Source organism: Roseateles sp. DB2 (assembly GCF_051857535.1).
In the GTDB taxonomy this organism is placed as follows: domain Bacteria; phylum Pseudomonadota; class Gammaproteobacteria; order Burkholderiales; family Burkholderiaceae_C; genus Roseateles_B.
In genome coordinates this window covers 392,323-415,015 of the sequence record NZ_JBPZGY010000001.1, presented here as the reverse complement: position 1 = coordinate 415,015, position 22,693 = coordinate 392,323, and the positions used below count along the sequence as shown (strand labels likewise).

Genomic DNA, 22,693 nt, shown 5'->3' with positions numbered 1-22,693 from the left:
CCCTGACGGCGCAGACCGTGATCGGCGCTCGTCACCAAGAGATGCCAATGAAGGCCGACACCACCTTGCCGGCATCGCCGCCGCTTTCCACCTTCACCCCGACGATGCCGTCGAGTTTGGCCGTCGAGTACTGGGCGGTCACATCCAGGGCGTAGGACTTGCCATCACGGGTGTACTTGACCATGAACTTCGTCTTGTCGCCTTCAAAGGCCAGCACCGTGGCCAGCTTGACAACGCTTTCCCCCGTACCACTTGTCGACTTTCGATAGGAAAAATCCCAATCGACCCGGCCGCTCTTGAACTTGGCGCTGACCTTGCCGCCAATTTCGAGCACCTGGGACCTTTCCGCCGCATTGGTGATCTTGCCGACGGCCAGCTTCAAGGTGCCCTCCACCTTGTCGAACAGGAAAGTGGTCGCGATCTCGATCTGGGTGGAGCGCAGCCCGGCTTCCTTGACGTCGGCGATCCTGAATCGCAGTGTGAGGTCCCGGCCGACTTCCAGTGTTCCCGCAAACTGCAGCGAACGTTGCTTGCCGTTCTTGAAGTACACCATCGCCAGATGGTTCTTCTTCGGGTCGACCTGGACCTCGGAAGGCAACACCAGGGCCTTGCCGTCGATCTGCAGGCCGGGGTCGGCCAGCGCGAAGCTCAGGATGACCTTCTTGTCCTCGCCATCCTGGCGCTTCCAGCCGCCCGAGAAGATCAGGCTGCTGGGGTACAGCTTCATGTCTCCGTCCACGAACTGGAAGTTGAAGCGCGACTGCGTGTCCGAGATGTACCCGTCGATCACGGAGCGCTGGTCGTTGATCAAGACAACCAGGTTGCCCTGCCCATCCAGCCCATACTGGCAGCTCAGCTTGAAGCTGAACATCATGTCGCCGTCTGGATCGACGCACAGTACGTTGTTGTCCAGGCTGAAGGTAGGAATGCCCTCCTGGCTGGCCTTCAGCGTGGCGATCACCTGGCCGGCCTGGGAGATCTCGAGCTGATTCTTGGTGTTGAAGGACCAGCCTACCTCGACTGTGTCCGTGCCTGCATCGGTATAGGAGATCAGGATTTTGTTCCCCGTGCCAGTGGCCCATCCGCCGATCAGGTTCTCTCCCTCGTAAACGTGCCCATCGGTGTCCAGCTTCAGCGTCTTGGCTCCCACCTTCAGGTCAAAACTGCCCATCGTCATCTCCTGGTGTCAAGTTGGATCAAAGCTTTTGCAGGTACACGAGGCCGAACTGCAGCCTCAGGCCCTGTTCGCCGGCAGGCACGCTGCCCACGGGCCGGGCTGCGTCGAGCCGCAGCGTGATGCCTTCGTCATAGCGAAATCGCAAGCCCAGGCCCGCGGCATAGCGACGGCCATCGGACTGGGTCGGCGACCCCTGGACCTCGCCCAGGTCGGCAAAGACCGCGAGCGCCAGCTTGCGACGAATGAGCCGGGCCAGTTCCTGGTCCGACGGCATCCAGGGTGCAGGGCGCGAATACTCCAGCTGCGCGCTGTACACACGCCGCCCCGTGATGGAGTCTTCCCGGTAGCCGCGGACGCTGTCCGGCCCGCCGAACGGCAGGTATTCGGCCAAGGGGGGCTCCCCGGCGATCCGCCCCCACTTCAAGCGGATCGTGGCCCTGTCGAGCGCGCCCAGCATCGTCTGGGCCACCGCTTCGGCCGTGTAGCGCTGATAGCGCCTGCCATCGGCTCGCCCGTGAGCAAGCCCTGCCACGATCTCGCCCCGCCAGCCGGCCGGCGTCCAGGGCCGTGACTGCGCAAGGACGAGGTTCAGGTCCAGCAGCGACGCGGTGGTGGTCAGGTCGCTGGCCGCCTTGAGGGTGATGCGGCTGCGCGATGCGCCGAAGTCGGCCTGCGCAAAGCCACCATGGTCTCGGAACAGATCCAGGCGTCCGCGCAGCTCGACGCCCTGTCTGCGCTCATCCGGCGCGCCAGTCTGCACCGCCCGCTCGGGCGCGAACTGGCTGAAGACCTTGCCACTCAGCTGCAAGCGGCGGGACAGCCAGGGGAACCCCACGAAGTCGCGGGTGTAGGAGGCCTGTCCCGAGGTCTTGCTCTGCTCGCCCAATTCGACCTGGAAGCTGTCACCCGGCAGCAAGCCGTCATGGGCGTATTGCGCCGTGAGCTTGGGCGGCCTACCCGAGGGCCAGGCAGCGCCGAACCGCAGATGGTTCTTCAGCACCCGGAGTTCGCGAGCCACCGGCTCCGGTTCCAGATCCCCCGCCCTGAGATTGCGTGCCTCCGCATGCGGGGCACAGCCTGACCGCCCCTCGTCAGCCGCGCAATCGGTAATGGGCGGGTCCCGGGGCGTCTGGCAGGAGCGAAGGCCAGGCAGCACTTCGCCAGGCGCCTGCGCCTGGCTGGATTCCAGCCGCAACACTGCCCGGTGCAGCATCGGGGAGGGCCTGCGCCCGCGCCTTTCGCCCAGCTCGGGCCCGCGAACGCCATTGAACTCTGCCAGGCTGGCATTCAGTCCATAGGCCTGCAGCCGCTGCACACGATCGGCCAGTTGGTCGCGACCGAAGGACTGATGAGCAACGCTCAAGGAACTGCCGTCAAGGCCTGGCATGGAATCGTCCAGTGGCAACTGCACGGCAGGCTCCTCCCCAGGGGGCCTCCAGTAGGCCTGGGTCGCACACAGGTACCTTTCCTTGGCCTGCAGAACGCGATCGTAGTCAGCGCTTGGCAACAGCAGATAGAGGCCCTTCATGATCTCCAAGGGGCTCCCCTGCAGGTAAATGGTCTGAAGGTAGGGGGCCGGCTCCAGCAGGATGCGGCCGCCGCCAACGAAGCCCGATGCCGCGGCCTCTTGCGGGTTCGCCGCCGGCGTCCACACAGGACGTTCCACGCGCAGATTGCTCTGCTCCGGATTGGCGACCGACCAGGCGCCCAGTGCCGCCGCGTTCCGATGATCACGCTCCGTCAACACCGACGAAACAGCCATGCCCCGGGCGTCCAGGTAGTCCGCCATGGGCTCGGCCACCGCGTCGCGGTACCAGAGCTTGCATTGCCGTCGGTCGGCGATGTCCTGCAATTCGTCGAGCAAGGGCAGCCACTGGGCGACGTTGGCCGTGGCGGTCACGCGGGGACGCAGGTGAGGGGGAGCCAGCACGTACTTGAGCCGTCCCATTGACCTTGGCAGAGGCAGCAGCGGCCCCTCCGCCAGCGTCTTGTTGTCTTCGTGAAGGTCGGCCATCAGGCCGTCCATATCCATGCTGTTCAGCATCATGGTCGGGTGTTTCGCCGCCATCCGGGTTCGCCATGCCTCCAGCAGCATCGCGGCGGCGTCGATGGGCCAGGTCTCTCCGGCCCACAACTTCCTGGTTTCCTCGTCCGTGCTCGCGAGCTGCTCCAGCTGGCGAGCGCGCTCCGGGCTCTTTGTGGAGCGCGTGATCTCTTCGAGGACCTTGCCGCGACGTGCAAACTGGGCCTGCACATAAGCCAACAGCTCTTGGACAAGCGAGGCTTCGGTCCGCCCGCAGAATTCGCCCGAGAAGGCCACTCTCGTCCGTGGGTCCGGCCATTCAAGGGCGGCAGAACCGGCGACGGGGCCGATGCGTCCATCGCGCAGTTCCAGCTGGACACTGAACACCGGTGCCTTCACCGGACCGCTGAGGGCCGTGGCAGGGCTTGCAGCAGCACTCGGCGGCAGGGGATCGGCCTGGCCAGGAGGCGGGGTCATCATCAACCCGGACATGACCAGAAGCCAGGGCAGGCCACGACCCCATGGCCGTTTCACATGCGCCCCAGGGCTGGCATCCAGAGGTGAGTGGCAGCCCTGCATGCTCATGCACAACTCTGTCGTTATTGAAACGCGCCTTTATAGCGGAGCCTTGGGCGCACTGCATCCACAAAATTCACTAGGCGAGTCACTCCCCGCACTTGCCGGCCGCCAGGCCGCTCAGCATCATGCGCGGAGTTCAGACAGCCGCAGGATGGGATGTTGCATGGGCCTGCAAGCAATCGCCAACGGAACCACAGCCGCCATCGCCACCTCCGCCATCGGTGGCGACCACCCGCTGGCCACGGAAGTCCAGCAAAGGCTGATCGCAGCCGGCTTGATCGAGCCGCCGGCAGATGGCGACTTCGGCCCGGTGTCCCAATGGGCCCTGGACGAGTTCCTGCGCAAGATCGGTTCGCCTGGCAAGGGGCAGCTCGATGCGGCGATGGCCCAGGCCCTGCTGGATCCATCGGTCGGCGCGCTGTTTCCGATCAAGCCAACGACCACCTTGGCGGGTCGCATCGCCGGGGCCCTGCTGTCGAAGCGCTGGTGGATCACGCGCCATCCGGATTGCGTCAACATTGTCTACATCGAAGGATTGAACCCAGACGGCACGCCCAATGCCGATGAGGCCAACGTCTTCAATGATCTCCGCGTCGTGCTGCGCATCAACACTTCGGGCGAACCGGAGATCGCTGGTGCCTGGGAGGGCACCACCGGACCCGGCTATTACTACGTCAAGCTCCAGAAGCTGGACCCACAGGGCGCGGCCCGGATCGCCCTGGGCCAGTTCAAGAGCTGGTCGGTCGGCATGCACCCCAGAGGCACCCCGGCCATCGCCCATGAAGCCCTGGTGCAGGTCAAGGAGATCACCGTCTATCGTGACCTGAATGAAGATTTCAGGCGCGAGGACGACCGCCAGTTCACCGGCCTGTTCGGCATCAATCAGCATTCGGGCTACAACCGGCCGGTCGATGACATCGGCAACGCGAGCGCCGGTTGCCTGGTCGGCCGGACAAAGAGCGGGCATCAGGCCTTCATGGCACTGGTGAAAGCAGACCCCCGCTATCTCGCCAATCGAGGCTTCAGGTTCATGACCACGGTGATCACTGCCGCCGATCTCGGCTGAGCGCTCGCCTGGTTGCCGCCCCACCCCACCCATCGCACGCCATGCCGCCCCTGCCCTACGACGACACGCCACAGGCCCTGTTCCATCCGGAGCAGGCCCATCCCCCTCTGTTCAGTGCGGATCACCAACCCAAGGACGAGCTGACGCTGGCCCTGGAAGCCGCTCGCCTGGCCTACTTCCGATTCGAGAGCTTGACGACCGACAAGGAGCTGCTGGAAGCGTCTCTGAGAAGCGTCGGCTTTGACGAGTTCGCGTATTTCAACGACGCCCTGCCCTCCTGGACGACCCTGCTGCAAGCCGGCGGCCCCCTGCAGCTGCCCGACCTCAATCGGTCGGCGTTGAGGCAGCTGCTGCCCAAGTCGTTCAAGCTCCCGGACCTGGGTCTCAGCGCCCTGATAGACGGCCAGCCGGGCGCGCTCACTGACTTGATCCAAGAGCCGCTGATCAACTCGGCGGCGCTGTGCCTGTCCCAGATGGCCTCCTTATCGCGCCATACCCACACGCAGGGCTTCGCCGCCTACCGAAGGAAGGACAAGCTGGCGCTGCTTGCATTTCGCGGCACGCAGGCTGATGCGCCCTCAGATCTGCTGCTTGACGCCATGTTCCTGCCATTGAAGGCTGAGGGGTGGACGGGGCATATCCACCATGGCTTCGCGCAAGGGGCCACGGCCGTTTTCCCGGCGGTGGAGCGCTGGCTGGCCACACATGCCGACCGTTCCCGGCTGCTGCTGTGCGGCCACAGCCTGGGTGCAGCCATCGCGACCCTCGTGGCGGTCCGTTTTCCCGGTCCGGCCACACGGCTGATCACCATGGGTTCGCCCCGGGTGGGCGACAGCGCCTTCGCAAGCGCCTTCGCAAGCGCCTTCGCAACCTCCGGCGTGTCCGCCACCCGCGTTGTCAACGCACTGGACGTGATCACCCGGATTCCGCCCTCCGACTTCATTCTTGCCTACCGGCATGTGGGCGATGTCGTTTGCATCGATTCTGACGGCCAGCGGGTCGACCACCCGACCCCAGCCCAGGCCGACGGCAACTGTGATCTGGCGCACCTTGAAGACTACAGGGCCGCTGTAGGCCCCAGGCTCCCGCGCCCACTGAGCGACCACGCGCCGATCAACTACCTGCGAGCCTTCTGGCCCACGGCCTGATGACATCGGCGATGCGCCTGCGCTCCTTGGAGGGGCGTGGGGACGTCACGCTGCCGGCCGCGATCAGCGTCCGCTGGACGCCTGCCTGAACCGGCGATCCGGATTTCGCTGTAACGGCTGCTGGCGCAAGTAAGGATGCACCCCGGCCCATGGCAATCATGGAGAGCCGTCTGCGCATCGACCGTTTCTCATGGTCGGCTGGATGGGCCTCAAGCCACCGTCTGCGCGGACGGCAAGCAAGGCACAGGAAGGGGGAGCGGATCACGCACCAGCACGTGCGCAGGGGAAGGGCGAGGCCCGACCCTGCGCTCGGGCTCAGGTGCTGAGCCCTTCCCCATCAGCATGTCGCACACCGGCTCCCGGCGCGCTCCGGGAAGCCGCAGACCTGGACATGCCCGCGCGGATTGCACCAAGCGCCGAATGGGGCTGTGGTGCAGCAGGCATCAGGTCCGCCAGAGCCAATCACTCATGTGCATGGACCGGTGCCGCCGATAGACGATGACGCTCGCGATGAGAAATACCAGCGCACTGCGCGCGGCTGGATGCAGCGATGCAGACAGCTGCAGCAGCGAATGCCCGAAGCACCAGGGATCGAACGCCAGGCCGATGGCGACATAGAGACCGGACGCATCGCTGGTGGAGGAGATGGGCATACGAGCTTCAATGGTCGCGTCAGCGCCGGAATGCCGGGTCCGCCAGAGGCGCGCAAGCGCGAGGCGCATGCACTCCGCGTAAACACTGAGAACCTTCTCTCGCAGCATGGCTGGTCGCAGACCACCGGCATCCGCCCCTGGGCGATCCGCGCATCTGGTCTCGTATTGGTCATCAACCTTACACGGGGTTACCGTGGTACTAGGTGTTTGTATCAATGTTTTTGCATAAAGTGGTATCTAAAGTGCATACCACTACAAGACTACTGGTGGTACTGGTCTGGTAGCTGCGGACGGGGCGTGTTGTTGAGCGCCACGTCTTCCTCGGGCGCAAGAGACGCCCAGCGCAAGATCAGCAGCGCACGTTGAACGCAGGAGACCCGTTCATGTTTGCAAGCGCAGTACCTCATGGCTTCAAGGCCATGGCATCCCCATCCCGCGGCCCGGTCCGCGCCACGTCCTTCCTGAGGACAACGCTCGCGGCACTGCCCCTCATCGTGGCGGCCGGCCATGCCCAGGCCCTCAGCTGCACGGGCATCGCCGTGTGGAACAGCGCCACGGCCTACACCTCGGGCCAGCAGGTGCAGGAGTCAGGCAAGGCCTACAGCGCCAACTGGTGGACCCAGGGCCAGTCCCCCGCCGCCAATTCCGGCGCCTGGGCGGTCTGGAAGTTGCTGGGCAGTTGTGACGGCGGTGGCGGCGGGACCGATCCTGGCAACAAGCCCCCCATCGCAGCCTTCAGCAGCAGCGTGGACCGCCTGAACCTCTCGCTGGACGCCAGCACGTCCACCGACCCAGACGGGCAGATCAGCAGCTACCAATGGAGCTTCGGCGACGGCAGCAGCGCCAGTGGCGCCAAGGTCACGCATGCCTACGCGGCCTCGGGCACCTATGCCGTCAGCCTCACGGTGACTGACAACAAGGGCGCGACCGGCGCCAAGTCGCAATCCTTCACCCTGGCCGTGGTGGTCAAGGATCCGGCCACGGGCAAGTACATCCTGAAGCAGTCCGACGTGCGGGCTACCGAAGCCCGACTGACAGACACCGCCCTCTTCCGCGCCGTCAAGGCCTCCATCGCCACGCGGGACAACAGCACGGTGGCCGCGGTGGCCCCGGGGCTGGCCAGCAACCCCGAGAACGTCAAGCGGGTCGAGCGGCTCCTGCCGGCCAGCCGCTGGGAGTTTCTCTTTCCCCTGCGCGACAAGTCCTACACCTATACCGGGCTGCTGCAGGCCATCGCCAAGTTCTCGGGCGTGTGCATGTCCTACACGGACGGTCGCGACTCGGACGCCATCTGCCGCAAGACCCTGGCCACCATGTTCGCCCACTTCACGCAGGAGACGGGCGCGCATGACCCCAACAGCCCGACGCCGCAGTGGCGCCAGGCCCTGTACTTCGTGCGCGAAGCGGGCTGCAGCGAATCGACCTACGGCTGCCCCTACAACAACGAGTGCACCCCAAGCACCTGGCAAGGCCAGACCTGGCCCTGCGGCAAGGACGCCCAGGGGCGCTACAAACAGTACTTCGGCCGCGGCGCCAAGCAGCTCTCGTACAACTACAACTACGGCCCCTTCTCCGACGCCATGTTCGGTGACGTGAAGGTCCTGCTCAACAACCCCGAGCAGGTGGCCGACACCTGGCTGAACCTGGCCTCGGCCGTGTTCTTCTACGTCTACCCCGCGTCGCCCAAGCCCAGCATGCTGCATGTGGTGGACGGCACCTGGAAGCCCAATGCGGTCGACACGGCCGCCGGCATCAAGCCCGGCTTCGGCGCCACCACCAACATCATCAACGGCGGCATCGAATGCGGCCAGGGCTACGAGAAGCCGCAATCCGTCAACCGCATCGCCTACTACCGTGAGCATGCGGCGGCCCTGGGCGTGCCCATCCCCTCCACCGAGGAGTTGGGTTGCGCCAACCAGAAGTCCTTTGCCGTCGGCGGTGCCGGCGCCCTGGACATCTACTGGGACCAGGACTGGTCCTATCACGCGGAAATGCCCGAGGGCAAGGCCTTCGCCTGCAAGCTGGTGGGCTACCAGACCGCGTACTTCTCCCTGAAGGCCGGGGACTACCAGCGCTGCGTCGAGAAGTACTTCGACGTCATCGTGAAGCCCTGAGCACCCAAGAAAAAACAGTCCCCGGGATCCTCTCTCCCTGACCTTTCCTCCCGACTGCCGGACCCTGGCCTCGCGCCTGTGGTCCTGGCTTCGTGCATCCCTTTCACGAACCCTCAAGGAACCGCCATGCATCAACGCACGGTACTGGCGCTGCTGATCGGCAGCAGCGTCCTCCCCGCCTTCGCCTACAACTGCACCGGTGTGCAGACCTGGAGCTCCAGCGCCGTCTACACAGGCGGCGCCGTGGTCCAGCAGAGCAACCAGGCCTACCAGGCCAAGTGGTGGACCCAGAACGAAAGCCCCGCGCTCAAGTCCGGCCAATGGGACGTCTGGAAGCAGCTCGGCGCCTGCGACGGCTCCGTCAACCAGCCACCAGTGGCCAGCTTCAGCGCAAGCAGCAGCGGCCTGGTGCTAAGCGTCAACGGCAGCGGCTCGACCGACCCTGACGGCAGCATCGCCAGTTACGCCTGGACCTTCGGCGACGGCAGCAGCGCCAGCGGCGCCACCGCCAGCCGGACCTATGCCGCCGCCGGCACCTACACCGTCACCCTCACCGTGACGGACAACAAGGGCGCCACCAGCAGCAAGAGCCAGTCCGTCACCGTCACCAGCGGCACCGTCAACCAGCCGCCCGTGGCCAGCTTCACCAGCAGCGCCAGCGGCCTCGTGCTGAGCGTCAACGGCAGCGGCTCGACCGACCCCGACGGCAGCATCGCCAGCTACGCCTGGACCTTTGGCGACGGCGGCAGCGCCACCGGCGCCACTGCCAGCCGGACCTACGCCGCGGCCGGCACCTACACCGTCACCCTCACCGTGACCGACAACAAGGGCGCCACCAGCAGCAAGAGCCAGTCCGTCACCGTCACCAGCGGCACCGTCAACAAGCCGCCTGTCGTGTCCCTGAGCGCGCCCACGGACGGCAGCAGCGCCACGGACGGCGCGGTGCTGACCGTCTCCGCCACCGCCTCCGACCCGGACGGCAGCGTGGCCAAGGTGGCCTTCTACGACAACGGCGTGCTGATCGCCGAGGACACGACGGCGCCCTTCAGCATCAGCTGGACGGCTCGCACCGGCGTGCATGACCTCAGCGCCCGCGCCACCGACGACAAGGGCGCCACCGCCAACAGCAGCGCCGCCCGCGTCACGGTCAGCGGCACGTCCACCGGGGACGAGAAGTGCCGCCCGGAAGGCCTCTACACCACGCCCGGCACCGCGCCGGCCTACTGCAAGGTCTATGACGACCAGGGTCGCGAGCTGATGGGCGCCGACAAGCCGCGCCGCATCATCGGCTACTTCACCAGCTGGCGCACCGGCAAGGACGGCACGCCCGCCTACCTGGCCAGCAACATCCCCTGGGGCCAGCTGACCCACATCAACTACGCCTTCGCCCACGTCGACGGCGCCAACAAGCTCTCGGTGGGCAACACCGCCGACCCCAACAACGCGGCCACCGGCATGACCTGGCCCGGCGTGGCGGGCGCCGAGATGGACAGCACGCTGTCCTACAAGGGCCACTTCAACCTGCTCAGCAAGTTCAAGAAGCAGTACCCCAAGGTCAAGACCCTGGTTTCCGTGGGCGGCTGGGCCGAGACCGGCGGCTACTTCGACGACACCGGCAAGCGCGTGGCCAGCGGTGGCTTCTACACCATGACCACCAATGCCGACGGCAGTGCCAACACAGCGGGCATCAATACCTTCGCCGATTCCGCCGTGGCCTTCCTGCGCCAGTACGGCTTCGATGGCGTGGACATCGACTACGAATACGCCACCAGCATGAAGGACGCCGGCAATCCGGATGACTTCACCATCAGCAACGCCCGGCGAGCCTCGCTGATGAAGAACTACGTGACGCTGATGCAGACCCTGCGCGCCAAGCTCGACGCCGCCGGCCAGCAGGACGCCCGCCACTACATGCTCACCGTCGCGGCACCGGCCTCGGGCTATCTGCTGCGCGGCATGGAAACGTACCAGGTCACCAAGTACCTGGACTACGTCAACATCATGAGCTACGACCTGCACGGCGCCTGGAACCAGTTCGTGGGCCCCAATGCGGCGCTGTACGACGACGGCAAGGACTCGGAACTGGTGGCCTGGAGCTACTACACCGCCTCTCAGTACGGCCGCATCGGCTACCTGAACACAGACTGGGCCTACCACTACTTCCGCGGCGCCATGCCGGCGGGCCGCATCAACATCGGCGTGCCTTACTACACGCGCGGCTGGAAGGACGTGACGGGCGGCACCAACGGCCTGTGGGGCACGGCAGCCCAGGCCGACCAGACCAAGTGCCCCCCCGGCACGGGCGGCGGCACGGTGCAGAAGTGCGGTGCGGGCGCCATCGGCCTGGACAACCTCTGGCATGACCTGGACGTGGCCAGCAAGGAAGTGCCGGCCGGCTCCAACCCGCTGTGGCACACCATGAACCTGGCGGCCGGCAAGAGCGGCAGCTACATCGGCGCCTATGGCCTGAACCCGGCCACCAACCCGCAGGACCAGTTCGTGGGCACCTACACCCGCTACTACGACGGCACGCTCGTCGCACCCTGGCTGTGGAACCCCACCAAGAAGGTCTTCCTGTCCATCGAGGACGAGCAGTCCCTGGGCGTCAAAGCCCAGTACGTGGCGGACCGCGGCATTGGCGGCGTGATGTTCTGGGAGCTGGCCGGCGACTATGCCTACGACAACGCCAAGGCCGAGTACGGCATGGGCAGCACGCTCACGAACCTGCTCTACAACAAGTTCAAGACCGCCGCCCCCTATGGCAACCGCCTGACCAGCGCGACCATGCCCGCCGAGGCCATCGATGTGCAGTTCAGCATCGGCGGCTTCGCCCTGGGTGATGCCAACTACCCCATCAACCCCACGCTCACCATCACCAACAAGAGCAGCCAGACCCTGCCCGGCGGCACGGACTTCAGCTTCGACATCCCCACGGCCATTCCGGCCTCGCTGACGGACCAGAGCGGCTTTGGCCTCAAGGTCGTCAGCAACGGCTCCAATGCCGCGGGCAACAACGTCGGCGGCCTGAAGAACGACTTCCATCGCGCGGCCTTCAAGCTGCCCAGTTGGCAGACCCTGGCTCCCGGCGCCAGCGTGGCCATCAAGCTGAACTACTACCTGCCCATGCCCACGCCCAGCAACTGGATCGTGAGCTTCGGCGGCAAGAGCTATGTCCTGCAGCAGGAAGCACGGCGCGGCGCCACCAATGTCACGCTCAATGCCCTGAAGGCCGCCGTCAGCCGCGGCCGGGCCCAACAGCCCTGACCGGGGCACCCCAGGGATCCTGAAGTCCGGGCCCGCCACCCCTCCTTTCGGCGGCGGGCCCTCCCCTCGACCTCTCTCTCTTCAATGCTCATGAAACACTCGCTCAAACTCATCGCCCTGGCAGCCGGCCTCGCCACCGGCAGCGCCCAGGCCTATAACTGCACCGGCGTTCAGACCTGGAGCTCCAGCGCCGTCTACACGGGCGGCGCCGTGGTCCAGCAAAACAGCCAGGCCTACCAGGCCAAGTGGTGGACTCAGAACGAGAGCCCCGCGCTCAAGTCCGGCCAGTGGGACGTCTGGAAGCAGCTCGGTGCCTGCGACGGCGGCAACACCGACACCACGGCGCCCACCGTGCCCTCCAGCCTGGCCGCCAGCGGCATCACCGCCAGCAGCATCACGCTGAGCTGGGCCGCCTCCACCGACGCCGGCAGCGGCGTCGCAGGCTATGACGTCTACCGCAACGGCACGCTGGTGAGCTCGCCCACCGGCACCAGCTATGTGGACAGCGGCCTGGCCGCCAACACCAGCTACAGCTACACCGTCCGCGCCCGTGACAAGGCCGGCAACGCCTCCGCCCAGAGCGGCGCCCTGAGCGCCAAGACCAGCAGCGCCGGCACCTGCACGACCACGCCGGCCACGCCCACGGGCCTCACCGCGCCATCCAAGTCCAGCACCGGCGTGAACCTGAGCTGGAACTCGGTGCCTGCCGGCGCCAACTGCACGGTGCAGTACCGCGTGCTGCAGGGCTCGGCACAGGCTGCCCAGGGCCCCGCCACCACCGCCAGCGTCAATGGCCTGACCCCTGACACCGACTACAGCTTCAGCGTGCAGGCCGTCAGCGAAGCCGGCGCCTCGCCCGCCTCGCCCGCCCTCAACGTGCGCACCGACAAGGCCACCGTCGGCGGCAAGAACGTGCTGGGCTACTTCGCGCAGTGGGGCATCTACGACCGCAAGTACTTCGTCAAGAACATCGAGACCAGCGGCTCCGCGCCCCTGCTCACGCACATCAACTACGCCTTCGGCAATGTGCGCAACAACAAGTGCGAGGTCGGCGTCACCGTCCCCGTGAACGAGCAGACCGGCGTGGGTGGCGATGCCTTCGCGGACTACACCAAGTCCTTCGACGCCGCGACCAGCATCGACGGCAAGGCCGACGCCTGGGACGCCCCGCTGCGCGGCAACTGGGGCCAGCTCAAGAAGCTCAAGGCCAAGTACCCGAAGCTGAAGGTGCTGATCTCGCTGGGCGGCTGGACCTACTCGCGTGGCTTCTCCGAGGCTGCCAAGCCCGAGAACCGCGCCGCCTTCGTCAAGAGCTGCGTGGACGCCTACATCAAGGGCAACCTGCCCTCGGTGGAGTACGCCGGTGGCCAGGGGGCAGCAGCCGGCCTGTTCGACGGTATCGACATCGACTGGGAGTACCCGGCCGCCTGTGGCCTGGCCTGTGGCAAGCCCGAGGACACGGCGAACTTCACCGGCCTGCTGGCCGAGTTCCGCAAGCAGCTCGATGCCATCCGCCCGGGCCTGCTGCTGTCCATTGCCGCACCTGCCGGGGTGGACAAGATCCGCGTGATCGAGCCGGACAAGTTCCACCCCTACGTGGACTTCATCAACGTCATGACGTATGACTTCCACGGCGGCTGGGAAGACACCACCGGCTTCCACTCGCCCCTCTATGCCAACAGCAGCGATCCGGCCACGGGTGACGTGAAGTCCTACAACACCGACGCCGCCCTGCAGGCCTTCCTGAACAAGGGCGTACCGGCCAGCAAGCTGCAGATCGGCATCGGCTTCTATGGCCGGGGCTGGACGGGTGTCGCCAACGTCAACAATGGCCTCTACCAGAAAGGCACCGCTGCCCCGGGCAAGTACGAGAAGGGCATCGAGGACTACAAGATCCTCAAGGCCCTCGGCTACCCGAGCTTCGTCGACCCGCAAAGCCGCGCCCAGTGGATCTACAACGGCACGACCTTCTGGAGCTTCGACACCCCGGCGCAGATCACCGAGAAGATGAGCTACGCCAAGAACAAGGGACTGGGCGGTGCCTTCTTCTGGGAGTTCAACGGTGACGACAGCCAGGCGACGCTGTTGAAGGCGATCAGCAACGGATTGAAGTGAGCCCCTCGCCCAGACTCGCCCCGCTGAACGCGGGCGAGTCTGGGCGGTCCCCCGAGGGGACAGCACAGCGGGCGGCCTTGAGCCGCCCACTGTGCTTTTGGGGCCGGCTTGGGAGCGGCCCAGCGCTCGGCCCCGAAGTCAGAAGACCCCTCGCACAGGATCGCCCAGCTGAACGCGGGCGATCCTGTGCTGTCCCCCGGGGGGACCGCACAGCAGATGAGCTTGAGCCGCCCACTGTGCTTTTGGGGCCGGCTTGAGAGCGGCCCAGCGCTCGGCCCAGACGCCCTAAATTGGGACCGTTGAATCAAGCGCCAGGCATTGCACGACCTCCTCGGCCAGGGCCAGGCAACTGGTCAGGCCGGGGGATTCGATGCCCAGAAGATGCACGAGGCCCGCCCGGCCATGTCGGGCGGGCCCTTCTATTTGGAAGTCCGCCTCGGCGCTGCCTGGGCGATGCAGCTTGGGCCGCACGCCGCTGTAGGCCGGCTGCAGCGCACCGTCCGGCAGGCCGGGCCAGTAGCGGCGGATATCAGCCTCGAAGCCCTGCATGCGCGAGGGCTCAACGGCGTAGTCCAGGGACTCGGGCCTGGCGTCCTCGGGCAGCCACTGCACATCCGGTCCGAAGCGTGCCTGCCCGCCCAGGTCCAGGGTCAGGTGAACACCCAGGCCGCCCTCCTCGGGCATGGGATAGATCAGCCGAGAGAACGGAGCGCGCCCCTGCAGGCTGAAATAGCTGCCCTTGCAGAAGGCCGTACCGAGTCCCGGAGGCAGGCCCGTGCTGGCCTCGGCCAGAGCCGTGGCCCACAGGCCTGCCGCGTTGACCAGCACACGGCAGCCCAGCTCGGACACTTCACCGTCCGCCGAGCGCACTCGAAGCACATGCAACCCCTGTGGCGTCGCATGCCAGCCCAGTACGCGGGTGCAGAGCGAGACCTGACCCCCTCCTGCCTCCAGATCGGCTTGCAGCGCCAGCATCAGGGTGTGGCTGTCCACGATGCCGGTCGAGGGTGACAGCAAGGCGGCATCCGCCATCAGGGCCGGCTCCAAGGCCTGCGCCTCGGGCCCGCTGAGCCAGCGCAGATCGTCAACACCGTTGACGCGAGCCTGTACCGCCAGGGCCTCCAGCGCCGCGCGCTGGGCGGGCGCCGTGGCTACCAACAGCTTGCCGCAGCGGTGGTGTGGCACCTGGCGGGCCTCGCAGAAGTCGTAGAGCAACTGCCGGCCTCGCAAGCAGCAGCGGGCCTTGAGCGATCCTGTCGGGTAGTAGAGGCCCGCATGGATCACCTCGGAATTGCGGGAGCTGATGCCCTGCCCGATGGCCGTGTCCTGCTCCAGGACCAGGGTCTCCAGCCCTTCGCGGACCAAGCTGCGGGCAACGGCCAAGCCCACCACGCCGGCACCGATCACCAGGGCTTCCACGGTTTCCACGGTTTCCATCCCGCCATTGTGCCCGGCCAGGGCCGCCGACTATTTCACGCAGAGCCTCAAATGCTGGGACGGCCGGGTGTTTTTCCCCTCATGCGGCGCTTGTCACCTGCAAGACACTTTGCCCCATGGCAGCGACCCGTCTGATCTTGACAGGCCGCCGCCCAGCCAGCCGGACCAGCCAAGGTCATCCAGGCCGCCCCCGAGGGCGCCCCGCCGACACGGCCCTCTCGAGCCGTGCAGCCAAGGGCGAAAGGAGGCCTGGATCGCAGAGCGGACACCAGTCCCGCCGCTGGCGCCAGGGAGACCGTCGGACGCGTCCATGCCTGCATGGGCCCGGACCACCTGAGGGTGCCCTGTTGCCGGAGCCAGGAATCAGATGAATGAAAAGAACATGAGTGAGGAATCCCGCCGCGTGCTGATCGTTGACGACAGCCGTGCCATCCAGGCCATCATCCGGCGCATTCTGCAGGAGGGTCGCGAACTGGGCCGCCTGCAGATCCAGACCGCCAGCGACGGCGCCGAGGCCCTTGAGCGCATGCAGGATTTCAAGCCGGACCTCGTGGTCTCGGACTGGCACATGCCGGGCGTCTCGGGCATCGAGATGCTGCAGACCCTGCGCCAGATCGGCCAGGGCCATGTGCCCGTTGGCTTCGTCACGACCGAGACCAATGCCCAGTGCCTCAACCAGGCCCGCAGCAACGGGGCCGCCTTCGTGGTGCACAAGCCTTTCGACGAGACCACGCTACGCCGCGTGGTGCATGACTCCCTCTATGGCCAGTCTGCCCTGCGCGAGCAGACCCCGTCGCGCAAGACTGCAGAGGTGGTCGAGCCTGAGGCCGTGCTGCCCGGCGCCCTGCAGTCCCTGGGCCTGGCCCAGCAGCAGCTGCACGCCCTGCTGTGCACCCGCAGCTTCGATCTGCTCAAGTCCGGCGGCCTCCATGACTTCGAACAGTACCCGCTGCTGGTGGGTCTCTACGGCTGCACCGGCCGCAAGACGGCTTATGCCGTCGGCCTGCTGGACGCCACCGCCGTGGCCATGGTGGGCGGCATGGCCCTGGCCTTGAGCAAGCAGGACATCGTCAAGGCCATACAGACCCGCCAGCCCAGCCCCCGCATGGTGGAGGAAGCCGGCCGCTACCTGCGCAGCATGGCCGCCGTGCTGCACAAGCCGGGCGCCGGCAGCGAGGCCCAGTTGGGCAGCGCCCGGCTGGCGCCCCAGCCCTTCGAGAAGCTGCTGCAGGTGTTGCAGCAGCCCAGTGCACGCACGGACCTGAGCCTCACCCTGCCCTTGCTGGGCAAGGAGGCAGGTACCGGACACCTGTGCTTCCTGCTGGTCTGAGGACCGCTGCGTTCAGCCCGGGATCGTCGAGGCCAGCCAGAACGCTGTCACCGCCGCCGCATCAGGGCTGAAATCCTGTGTGGCAAGACGGCGGGCCAGGGCCTCGGGCGCCAGTCGTTCGAAGGCCGTGACCTCGCCGTCCTGGTTGCTGGGAATGAAGCCTGCCGGCAGTTGCAGCTCGAACACATGCAGCCACTCGTCGTGCCACCCCTCGGGTTCGACACGGGCCGTGCGCAGCCGCCCCATCAGGCGCAGCGGCGCGCACAAGGAGGCCGGCACCCCGGCCTCCTCCCACAGCTCGCGGCGGGCGCATTCGAGCAGGTCCTCGCCAGCCGGCAGCCCGCCGGCGGCGAGATTGTCCAGACGCCCGGGATCGGTGGCCTTGCGCAGGGAACGGCGGCCGCACCAGAGCGAGCCGGCCTCGTCCACGCCATTGACGTGGACCGCCTGGCTGGTGAGGCCGAAGAAGCGGTAGGCAGCACGTTCCAGCTCGAAGAAGACCGGGCCGTCTGCGGGCCCCTGAGCACTCTCGGGGCCAGGCAACTGGCAGCGGTAGCGCTCCCCGCGCCATCCCCGTATCCAGCCGGCCTCGTGCAGGCGCTGAGCCAACTCGGCGAGCCAGTGGCTTCGCGCCTGGGCATGAGGGGCGCCACTGCGAATGGTCCAGGTACGCGCACCCGCAAGCGCTTCGCCCAGACCCCAATCCGACAGCAGTTGCTGATGGCGCGGGGCCAGCCAGCCCAGGGCCTGGCCATCAAGCGCAAAACGCCACCAGTCGGCGGGCGGCAGTGTGGGGTCCACTGTCGAAGCGGGGACTGATTCCACGGCGGGGCTCCTGATCTGAGGTCCATCAAAGGGTCGCAGCATGCCATAGCGCAGGCAGGCCAGTCCGGAGTGCGCAAGGACTGCGCCACAGCCCACAGCCCGAGCGCCAGTCCGCCACCCTCAACCCTCAACCCTCAACCCTCAACCCTCACCCCTTAACAACCCTCAAGCCAAGCCGCCCCTACCTCGCTCCACCCGATCCCGGCGCCGACACGGTCCCCAAGCACAGGTCTTCCGGGCAGTGGGTTCCTGCACGTGCCCATCGCGTGCCACGGTGCTGCAAAAGGCCGGGTAGCGGGCGATCCCGATGGCGCAGATGAAAGGGGGGCCTCGCAGCGGGACGAAGGATGCGGAGTCATTGGACCCGCCCACCCGCTGCGTAGCAGCAGTAGCAGTAGCAGTAGCAGTAGCAGTAGCAGTAGCAGTAGCAGTAGCAGTAGCAGTAGCAGTAGCAGTAGCAGTAGCAGTAGCAGTAGCAGTAGCAGTAGCAGTAGCAGTAGCAGTAGCAGCAGTAGCAGTAGCAGCAGTAGCGGCGGCGGCGGCGGCTCGGTCGAACCAGCAACGCTAGCAAGAGCCGCCCCTCCCCGAAGCGACCAAAGAAAAACCCCGCAAGCCTTGCGACTTGCGGGGTGATCTTGGTGGGCGGTGCAGGGTTCGAACCTGCGACCCCTGCCGTGTGAAGGCAGTGCTCTACCGCTGAGCTAACCGCCCGGTATGCGTGCGACCGCAGCGAGCTGTACAGATTGACCAGGGCGCTCCGATGCGATCGCCGGAGCTGTTGCGACCTGAGCCTGCAGCATAGACGCTGACGTCAACTGCCGGCCTGGGCGCTTGTTCTGGTGGGCGGTGCAGGGTTCGAACCTGCGACCCCTGCCGTGTGAAGGCAGTGCTCTACCGCTGAGCTAACCGCCCGATCAATCTGTTCAATGCCACGTCTCTTGAATCAAGTCTCCTGACTCACTCGACGTGCCGCTGTCAGTCAAATCCTGTTGCCGCCCCGGTGATTTCTTCATCACCCTGCGTCAACAAAATTTGTTAACCGGGAAGCCCACGATTATGCCACGAGTTTTTCAGCTCACACAAGAAAATACTGAAAAACTTCTGCTGGACCTCAGGCGGCAGGCGCAGCCTCGGCTGACTGCCAGATGCGCTTGCCGCCGCTTGCCTTGTCCAGCTCCGCGAGGACGGCCTCATGGGCTGCCAGTTCCTCGGCCGTCGCTTGCAGGACGGGCAGCACGAAACGGCTGTAATCCACGGGCGCCACGCGCGCGTCGCCGCCCTCCTGGCCCGAACTGCTGCCAGCGTCGTCCATCAACAAGGCATCCTGGCCACGGGTCAGCCGGATGTAGACCTCGGCCAGCAGCTCCGAGTCCAGCAAGGCGCCGTGGAAGGTCCGGTTGGAGTTGTCCACCTCCAGGCGCTTGCACAGCGCATCCAGGGAGTTGGCCTTGCCGGGGAACATGTCCCGAGCCATCAGCAAAGTGTCCCGGACGCCGCCGACGAAGTCCGTCACCAGGGGCTTTCCCAGGCGCTTGAGCTCGGCGTTCATGAAGCCAATGTCGAAGGCCGCGTTGTGGATGACCAGCTCGGCGCCGTGGAGGAACTCGATGATCTGGTCCACCACCTGCGCAAACTTGGGCTTGTCGGCCAGAAACTCGACGGTCAGGCCGTGCACGCGCACCGCCTCCTCGTCGATGTCGCGCTCGGGGTTGAGGTAGAGGTGCAGGTTGTTGCCGGTCAGTTGCCGGTTCACCATCTCCACGCAGCCGATCTCGATGATGCGGTCGCCGGCTTCGGCGCGCAGGCCGGTGGTTTCGGTGTCGAAGAAGATTTGTCGCATGGCGGCCAGTTCGTGATCTCAGGTCTTGCTGCCGCGCCGCCCCGCCCAGGCCCAGAGCCCCAGGCCGGCCAGGATCATTGGCACGCACAGCCATTGTCCGCGACTGAGGCCCAGCGCCTGCAGGCCCAGATAGGCATCCGGTTCGCGGAAGAACTCGATCACGAAACGCTGCAGGCCATACAGAAAGAGGAAGGCGCCCGAGACCTGGCCCGTCAGGCGCGGCTTGCGGGCATAGAGCCACAACAGGACGAAGAGCACCACGCCCTCGCCAAAGGCCTGGTAGAGCTGCGAGGGGTGGCGCGGCTCCGCAGTGGGCGCCTGCGGGAACACCATGGCCCAGGGGAGACTGGGATCGGCCGGCCGGCCCCACAGCTCGCCGTTGATGAAGTTGGCAATGCGCACCAGGCCGAAGCTGAAGCCCACGCAGGGCGCCACCAGATCCGTCACCTCAAAGAAGCGCCAGCCGCGGCGCCAGGCGAACACCGCCAGCGCCAGCGCCACGCCCAGCAGCCCGCCGTGAAAGGCCATGCCGCCCGTCCAGACCTTGAAGATCTCGACCGGATGGGCCAGGTAGTACTCGGGCTTGTAGAAGAACACAAAGCCCAGCCGCCCCCCCAGCACCACGCCGAGCACGCCGTAGAACAAGAGGTCATCGAGATGCAGCGTCGTCCAGGGCTGGGTGACCAGGCCCGGCTGGCGGATGCGCCAACGTGCCAGCAGCATGAAGACGACAAAGCCGGCCAGGTAGGCCAGGCCATACCAATGCACGGCCAAGGGGCCGAGCCGGATGGCAATGGGATCGAACTGGGGATGCACCCACATGGCGAGGTCCTCGGGGTCCTGGATTGGTCAGGCGCGCATCATAGTGGCCCCCAACGGCCCGGCTCGCCATCGCTTGCGCCCTGCCCTCGCCGGTGCCACTCAAGAACTCAGCCCGGCGAAGCCTCCAGAGCGGCCAGCGAGCGCCGGACTTCCTGCTCGTTGCGCAGGTGAAGATGGCTGCCGCCCAGGTATCGTTCGTAGGCAGCGCGGGCCTGCGCCTTGTCGCCCAGGCTTTCATAGGCATTGCCCAGGCGCTGATCCAGGGGCAGCAACTCTGCGCCCTCCAGCTTGCGGGCGCGCTGGACCCAGTCGATGGCCTCCTCGAAACGCCCCTGGTCCTGCGCCAGGCGGGCCATCAGGTAGGGCCCGGTCGCCTGGCGGGGCTGCTCCCGCATCAACTGCTCGTAAAGCCTGCGAGCGCGGTCCCATTGGTGGTCCTTGACGAAATGCCGGCCCAGTTGGCCGTAGGCCGCGCGAGCGTCGAAGGCCAGGCGAGGATCCGTGCCGGTACGCAAGGCCCTGAGTTCGCGTTCGGCGTCGCCCCAGTCTTCGTCGCCCAGGGCAATGAAGATGCGCAGCATGCGCGCCTGCTCCGGATTGACCTTGCGCCAGTCCCGCTCCAGGCTGCGGGCCTTGCCCTGGCTGCCGCCGGCAAGCAGGGGCACGGCGAGGTAGTACTGCGCCAGGGCGCTGCGGATCTCGTAGCTGCGCGGGTCCAGCTCGAAGGCCCGCTGCAGATGCTGGCGGATGCGGGCGCTGAGGCTCAGCGCCTTCAGCGCCCCGCCGCGCACGGCCTGCACGCTGAGCACGGAACCCAGCACGTAGTGGCAGGGCGCGAAGTCCGGCTGACGCTCGACACAGGCCTGCATCTGGCGCAGCGAAGGCTCCAGCGCCTCCGGCCGGCCCCACTCGAGACCAGCCAGCGCCAGCGCCATCTGCCCCTGGAGGTCCTGGGCGTCGGCACTGAGGCGCGCCTGCGCGGCGCGCTCCAGCTCCAGGGCCTGCCCCGCGGCGAAGAGAGTCTGCAGGACGGAATCAGACAGGACGGCAGCCTGACTGGGGCCTGGCAGGCCCAGCCCCAGGGACAGTAGCAGCCCCAGCGCCGTCAACAGGCGACGCGGTACCGGCCCTGACGAGGGCTTGCTGGGCGTGGAGAGGGCAGAACGCAACATGGCCGACATGCTAAGGCCAGCAGCGCCATCCCTGTGGCAGGCCGGACCTTCACCTGCTCCTTGCCGGGTCATCAACCCAACTCGGCGATGCGCTTGCGCGCGTCCTCGGCCAGACGTTTGCTGGGAGTCCTGCCGCCCAGGTAGCGTTCCAGGGCGGCCTTGGCCTGGGCCTTGTCGCCCTTGGCCTGCAGCATCAGGCCCAGGCGGTAGTCGATGGGCAGGTCCCGGGCCCCCTCCAGCGTGCGGGCCAGCTCGAAGGCACGGGCCGATTCCTCCCAGCGTTGTTCCGCTGCAGCCACGCGCGCCAGGCCGAAGGGTCCCAGTGCGGCCTGCGGCTGCTCCTTGATCAACTGCTCGAACCAGATGCGCGCCTTGGGCAACTGCTTGTCCTGCAAATAGCTCAGGCCCAGGCCGGCCCAGCCCTGCACCCAGGCCTTGTTGAGCGCGGCCTCCTTGCCGGGCCGGTAGGCCTTGAGTTCGCGCTCGGCACCCGCCGTGTCGCCGTCGCTTTGCAGCAGCCGGGCACGCAGCAGGTGGGCCATGGCCGGCTGGCTGTCTCGGACCTCGTCGACCAGGGCGCGGGCCTTGGCGGTCGAACCGCCCGCGATGCCTGGGGCCATCAGGTAAAACTGCTGCAGCGCCTCGCGCGCTTCGAAAGACTGAGGCTCGAGTTCCAGCGCCTTCTGGAAGGACTCCTTGATGCGGCCGGTCAGCGTCATGGCCTTCATCATGCCGCCCGCCATGGCCTGGGTGCCCAGGACCTGGCCGAGAACGAAGTGGCAGACAAACTCACGTGGCTGCCGCTCGACGCATTGCTGCAAGGCCTTGGCATGGCCTTCGAGCCGCGCACTGTCCGCGTCCTGCAGGCTCAGCAGGACCGTGGCCGCCAGCCCCTGGGCATCGTGGGCGTCCGCCTTGAGCCGCGCACGGGCCAAGGATTGCAGCTCCTCGTCATGGTCTGCATCCAGGGCCTGCTGGAGGGCAGGATCCTTGAAGACAGCGGCATGGGTCAGGCCAGCGCTCAGCAGCGCCGCCAGAAGAATCATCGGGCGCAGGGCATTGCGGTGCATGGAGCATCTCCTCTCGTGGTTCGTCGGCGTTCAACGGCGGCGCAGGCTCACCGTTGAC

16 protein-coding genes and 2 tRNA genes are annotated in these 22,693 nt (G+C 66.6%); 6 read left to right on the top strand and 12 right to left on the bottom strand.

All coding sequences use genetic code 11. From position 1 onward, the window contains the following. Positions 1–31: 31 nt before the first annotated feature. Entirely contained in the window at positions 32–1,171 is a 1,140-nt protein-coding gene (locus tag ACS5PK_RS01770; protein WP_439438553.1) for a hypothetical protein, read from the bottom strand. 25 nt (positions 1,172–1,196) lie between these two features. Next, positions 1,197–3,680, bottom strand: a complete 2,484-nt coding sequence (locus ACS5PK_RS01765; protein ID WP_439438552.1) for a BamA/TamA family outer membrane protein — start codon at positions 3,678–3,680, stop codon at positions 1,197–1,199. A gap of 262 nt (positions 3,681–3,942) precedes the next feature. Here ACS5PK_RS01765 and ACS5PK_RS01760 point away from each other — a divergent pair, with 262 nt between their 5' ends. After that, the gene (locus ACS5PK_RS01760) at positions 3,943–4,845 is read left to right on the top strand and encodes a peptidoglycan-binding domain-containing protein (protein WP_439438551.1); all 903 of its coding nucleotides are present in this window, start codon (positions 3,943–3,945) and stop codon (positions 4,843–4,845) included. A gap of 41 nt (positions 4,846–4,886) precedes the next feature. Then, positions 4,887–5,993 carry a lipase family protein gene (locus ACS5PK_RS01755; protein ID WP_439438550.1) on the top strand — a complete coding sequence of 369 codons (1,107 nt, stop codon included), beginning with the start codon at positions 4,887–4,889 and terminating at the stop codon, positions 5,991–5,993. A gap of 443 nt (positions 5,994–6,436) precedes the next feature. Here the strand turns inward: ACS5PK_RS01755 and ACS5PK_RS01750 are convergent, their stop codons facing one another. After that, on the bottom strand, positions 6,437–6,754 hold the full coding sequence (locus ACS5PK_RS01750) for a hypothetical protein (RefSeq protein ID WP_439438549.1): 318 nt from the start codon (positions 6,752–6,754) through the stop codon (positions 6,437–6,439). 275 nt (positions 6,755–7,029) lie between these two features. Between ACS5PK_RS01750 and ACS5PK_RS01745 the strand changes: the two genes are divergently transcribed. The 3 genes from ACS5PK_RS01745 (at position 7,030) to ACS5PK_RS01735 (ending at position 14,139) form a co-directional block, all read left to right on the top strand. Then, positions 7,030–8,760, top strand: a complete 1,731-nt coding sequence (locus tag ACS5PK_RS01745) for a glycoside hydrolase family 19 protein (protein WP_439438548.1) — start codon at positions 7,030–7,032, stop codon at positions 8,758–8,760. Positions 8,761–8,886: 126 nt separating this feature from the next. Next, positions 8,887–12,024, top strand: coding sequence for a chitinase C-terminal domain-containing protein (locus ACS5PK_RS01740; protein WP_439438547.1), 3,138 nt, complete (start codon positions 8,887–8,889; stop codon positions 12,022–12,024). 90 nt (positions 12,025–12,114) lie between these two features. Continuing rightward, positions 12,115–14,139, top strand: coding sequence for a glycosyl hydrolase family 18 protein (locus tag ACS5PK_RS01735; protein WP_439438546.1), 2,025 nt, complete (start codon positions 12,115–12,117; stop codon positions 14,137–14,139). 285 nt (positions 14,140–14,424) lie between these two features. On the opposite strand, the gene ACS5PK_RS01730 is transcribed toward ACS5PK_RS01735, so the two are convergent. Continuing rightward, positions 14,425–15,576: an NAD(P)/FAD-dependent oxidoreductase gene (locus ACS5PK_RS01730; RefSeq protein WP_439438545.1), complete on the bottom strand. Its 1,152-nt coding sequence runs from the start codon at positions 15,574–15,576 to the stop codon at positions 14,425–14,427. Positions 15,577–15,958: 382 nt separating this feature from the next. Between ACS5PK_RS01730 and ACS5PK_RS01725 the strand changes: the two genes are divergently transcribed. Continuing rightward, a complete protein-coding gene (locus ACS5PK_RS01725) occupies positions 15,959–16,906 on the top strand; it encodes a response regulator (RefSeq protein ID WP_439438544.1) in 948 nt (315 codons plus the stop codon). Between the two features lie 12 nt (positions 16,907–16,918). On the opposite strand, the gene ACS5PK_RS01720 is transcribed toward ACS5PK_RS01725, so the two are convergent. The 8 genes from ACS5PK_RS01720 to ACS5PK_RS01685 form a co-directional block, all read right to left on the bottom strand. Beyond that, the gene (locus ACS5PK_RS01720; RefSeq protein ID WP_439438543.1) at positions 16,919–17,731 is read right to left on the bottom strand and encodes a DUF4743 domain-containing protein; all 813 of its coding nucleotides are present in this window, start codon (positions 17,729–17,731) and stop codon (positions 16,919–16,921) included. Positions 17,732–18,086: 355 nt separating this feature from the next. Continuing rightward, positions 18,087–18,302, bottom strand: a complete 216-nt coding sequence (locus ACS5PK_RS01715; protein WP_439438542.1) for a hypothetical protein — start codon at positions 18,300–18,302, stop codon at positions 18,087–18,089. 65 nt (positions 18,303–18,367) lie between these two features. Beyond that, positions 18,368–18,442, bottom strand: a tRNA-Val gene (locus tag ACS5PK_RS01710). A gap of 126 nt (positions 18,443–18,568) precedes the next feature. Continuing rightward, positions 18,569–18,643, bottom strand: a tRNA-Val gene (locus tag ACS5PK_RS01705). A 199-nt stretch (positions 18,644–18,842) separates the two neighbouring features. Beyond that, positions 18,843–19,571 (bottom strand): DNA polymerase III subunit epsilon, encoded by a 729-nt coding sequence (gene dnaQ / locus ACS5PK_RS01700; RefSeq protein WP_439438541.1) that lies wholly within the window; start codon positions 19,569–19,571, stop codon positions 18,843–18,845. Between the two features lie 18 nt (positions 19,572–19,589). Further along, entirely contained in the window at positions 19,590–20,393 is an 804-nt protein-coding gene (gene lgt / locus ACS5PK_RS01695; RefSeq protein WP_439438540.1) for a prolipoprotein diacylglyceryl transferase, read from the bottom strand. A 107-nt stretch (positions 20,394–20,500) separates the two neighbouring features. Beyond that, a complete protein-coding gene (locus ACS5PK_RS01690; RefSeq protein WP_439438539.1) occupies positions 20,501–21,565 on the bottom strand; it encodes a tetratricopeptide repeat protein in 1,065 nt (354 codons plus the stop codon). Positions 21,566–21,636: 71 nt separating this feature from the next. After that, complete coding sequence (locus tag ACS5PK_RS01685) at positions 21,637–22,635, bottom strand: tetratricopeptide repeat protein (RefSeq protein ID WP_439438538.1); 999 nt, start codon at positions 22,633–22,635, stop codon at positions 21,637–21,639. Between the last annotated feature and the right edge of the window lie 58 nt (positions 22,636–22,693).

Excerpts from the sequence above, each read along its gene's own strand:
- ACS5PK_RS01740 (WP_439438547.1), top strand. The coding sequence starts at position 8,887 with ATGCATCAACGCACGGTACTGGCGCTGCTGATCGGCAGCAGCGTCCTC.
- ACS5PK_RS01745 (WP_439438548.1), top strand. The coding sequence starts at position 7,030 with ATGTTTGCAAGCGCAGTACCTCATGGCTTCAAGGCCATGGCATCCCCA.
- ACS5PK_RS01750 (WP_439438549.1), bottom strand. The coding sequence starts at position 6,754 with ATGCTGCGAGAGAAGGTTCTCAGTGTTTACGCGGAGTGCATGCGCCTC.
- ACS5PK_RS01755 (WP_439438550.1), top strand. The coding sequence starts at position 4,887 with ATGCCGCCCCTGCCCTACGACGACACGCCACAGGCCCTGTTCCATCCG.
- ACS5PK_RS01765 (WP_439438552.1), bottom strand. The coding sequence starts at position 3,680 with ATGATGACCCCGCCTCCTGGCCAGGCCGATCCCCTGCCGCCGAGTGCT.
- ACS5PK_RS01770 (WP_439438553.1), bottom strand. The coding sequence starts at position 1,171 with ATGGGCAGTTTTGACCTGAAGGTGGGAGCCAAGACGCTGAAGCTGGAC.
- ACS5PK_RS01725 (WP_439438544.1), top strand. The coding sequence starts at position 15,959 with ATGAGTGAGGAATCCCGCCGCGTGCTGATCGTTGACGACAGCCGTGCC.
- ACS5PK_RS01690 (WP_439438539.1), bottom strand. The coding sequence starts at position 21,565 with ATGTTGCGTTCTGCCCTCTCCACGCCCAGCAAGCCCTCGTCAGGGCCG.
- ACS5PK_RS01685 (WP_439438538.1), bottom strand. The coding sequence starts at position 22,635 with ATGCACCGCAATGCCCTGCGCCCGATGATTCTTCTGGCGGCGCTGCTG.
- ACS5PK_RS01730 (WP_439438545.1), bottom strand. The coding sequence starts at position 15,576 with ATGGAAACCGTGGAAACCGTGGAAGCCCTGGTGATCGGTGCCGGCGTG.
- ACS5PK_RS01760 (WP_439438551.1), top strand. The coding sequence starts at position 3,943 with ATGGGCCTGCAAGCAATCGCCAACGGAACCACAGCCGCCATCGCCACC.
- dnaQ (WP_439438541.1), bottom strand. The coding sequence starts at position 19,571 with ATGCGACAAATCTTCTTCGACACCGAAACCACCGGCCTGCGCGCCGAA.
- lgt (WP_439438540.1), bottom strand. The coding sequence starts at position 20,393 with ATGTGGGTGCATCCCCAGTTCGATCCCATTGCCATCCGGCTCGGCCCC.
- ACS5PK_RS01735 (WP_439438546.1), top strand. The coding sequence starts at position 12,115 with ATGAAACACTCGCTCAAACTCATCGCCCTGGCAGCCGGCCTCGCCACC.